This window comes from Mesorhizobium sp. M7A.F.Ca.US.005.03.2.1 (assembly GCF_003997795.1).
Classification (GTDB): Bacteria; Pseudomonadota; Alphaproteobacteria; order Rhizobiales; family Rhizobiaceae; genus Mesorhizobium; species Mesorhizobium ciceri.
The window spans coordinates 1-2,540 of sequence record NZ_RZRP01000880.1 but is presented as its reverse complement, the minus strand read 5'-3'; the positions used below and the strand labels follow the sequence as shown (position 1 = coordinate 2,540).

Sequence of the window (2,540 nt, the reverse complement as noted above, 5' to 3'; positions counted from 1 at the left end):
CATAGACGCGCTGCCATTTCCCTTGGCCGTTCGGCCTCTGGCGCAGCGACTCGGACGCGATCCGCACCGCGAGCCCTTCTTTGAGTTCGATTTCCAGTTCGTAGCGGTAAGTGCCTTGCTCGACCTTTTCGCCGCTCGTGGCGCGCTGAAAGACTTCCGGCGTCAGGTTTATGATGCCGCCCAGCTCGATCGCGAACCGGATCGGCCGACTGCCGGATTCCACGTCGTTGAACCGCTCGATGCCAGCGAAGCCTGGCACCGTGCGCGCTACGCTGTCGCGGATCATCGTCACGACGAATTCGAGCGCGCGCAGCACCGTCGTTTTACCCGAGGCGTTCGCGCCATAGAGGGCGACGACCTTCGGCGCGCGCACGTCCGCACCCTCGAAGATGGGGGCATAACGGCCTTCAGGATCGGGCACTTTTCCATCCACCGACAGGTCGAGCACCTGCGGATCGCGGATGGAGAAGAAGTTTTCGACCTCTAGCTTGTAGAGCATGGGATACCTCACTTGGGGATATAATAGAATCTATAACGACATTTCGTCAATAATTCGATTACAGGATCGCTTCATGCTCACCGAGGATTGAGCATTGGCGGCGCAACGTGGATGGATGCCAGCTTTCGGAATCGGAGGTTGGTTCTCGAAATGACCAAAAAGAGGCGCAGTGCGGTTGTTCACGTCGCGCCGTGCGTGAGTCAGCTCAACGTCAAGAAGTTGGCATTCAACAGGTGGACACCTTGTCCTGACAATGGCCACCGGCCGGCAAATCCCGGCCCCTATCCCGCCTCCAGCTTCCCTTTCAGCTGCGCCCGCGCATCCTTGATCGAGGCGGCGTAGGTCACCAGCGGGCGCTTGACGCCGTGGGTGATCAGCATGCGTCGTATCTGCGGCGCGGCGCCTGATATGATGAAGCGGACACCGGCGCGTTTCGCCTTGTGGGCGGCGCCTTCGATGACGTTGGCCGCCGTCGAATCGAAGAACGGTACGGCCGAGCAGTCGAGGATGAAGTTCCTGCGCTGGTCGGCTATGCGGTCGAGCACGGTGCCGACGGTCGATGCGGCGCCGAAGAAGAAGGCGCCCGAAATGCGATAGACGACGGTGTCGGCGTCGGTCGCCTCGCTGGCATCGTAGGCCTTGGTGCTGTCGGCGACATCCTCCTGCACCAGCGGCTGATCGGCCTCGACCGCAATCGACTTGGCCATGCGGTCGATGAACAGGATCGACCCCAGCACGAAGCCGACGACGATGCCTTCGGTGAGATCGCGGAAGATGACGAGCAGAAAGGTCGCCATCAGCACCAGCGCATCGCCGCGCGAGGCACGCAGCAAGGTGGCGAAGGCCTGTTTCTCGAACATATTCCAGCACACGACCGCCAGCACGCCGGCCAGGGCGGCGAGCGGGATATAGCTGGCGAGCGGCGCCGCCACCAGCATCAAGGCGAGCAGGATGGCGGCGTGGACGATGCCCGAAACCGGTCCGTGGGCGCCGGCCCGCACATTGGTCGCCGTGCGGGCGATGGTGCCGGTGGCGCAAATGCCGCCGAACAGGGCGGATGCGATGTTGGCGAAGCCTTGCGCCACCAGTTCGCAGTTGGAACGATGCCGGCGGCCCGTCATCCCGTCGGCGACCACCGCCGAAAGTAGCGATTCGATGGCGCCCAGCAAGGCGAAGGCAATCGCATCCGGCAGCACGTCAATCATCCGGTCCAGGCTGATCGGCGGCAAAGCGGGCATTTGCAGGCTGCGCGGTATACCGCCAAAGCGGGTGCCGATCGTCTCCGCCGGGAGCGCGAGAAGCGCCACGACCAGCGATGCCAGCCCGATGGCGATGAGCATTGCGGGCCATGTCGGCCGCCAGCGCTTCAGGCCGGCGATGGTGGCGATGGTCAACACCGCCACCAAGATCGCCGCCGGGTTGATGGTGCCGGCCGCCTCGCCGACCGCGATCAGCTTCGGCACCAGCGGTCCGGGCTCCTTGCCGGCAAGCTTCAGCCCGAACAGTTCGACGATCTGTCCGGAAAAGATGATGACGGCGATGCCGGCGGTGAAGCCGACCGTCACCGGATAGGGAATGAACTTGATGTAGGTGCCGAGACGGAGATAGCCGATGGCGAGCAGGAAGCCCCCTGCCATCATCGTTGCCAGCAGCAGCCCGTCGATACCGACCCGGGCAACCGTCGCGGCCACCAGCACGATGAAGGCGCCGGCCGGGCCGCCGATCTGGAAGCGGCTGCCGCCGAGCGCCGAAATGATGAAGCCGCCGACAATCGAGGTGTAGAGGCCGCGCTCGGGCGTGACTCCCGAGGCGATCGCGATGGCCATCGACAAGGGCAGCGCGACAATGGCCACCGTCAGCCCGGCAATGGCGTCCGCCTTGAAGTCGGCGAACGTGTAGCCCTCGCGCCAGACCGTCACGAGTTTTGGCGTGAACAATTCGGAAAATGTCGGCTTTGCCGACCTTTGGGCCGATCTGTGGGCCGGTTCATGCCCTGCCCGCTGCGTCTGATCCATGGACTGCCTTTCGCACCCTGAAAGGC

General features: G+C 63.9%; 2 protein-coding genes. Both read right to left on the bottom strand.

Annotated elements, in window-relative coordinates; genetic code table 11:
• Positions 1-499 (bottom strand): AAA family ATPase (locus EN991_RS31895; protein WP_164769517.1); only part of this gene is annotated, 499 nt, incomplete at its 3' end.
• A gap of 281 nt (positions 500-780) precedes the next feature.
• A complete protein-coding gene (locus EN991_RS31890) occupies positions 781-2,514 on the bottom strand; it encodes a SulP family inorganic anion transporter (protein ID WP_127370244.1) in 1,734 nt (577 codons plus the stop codon).
• Between the last annotated feature and the right edge of the window lie 26 nt (positions 2,515-2,540).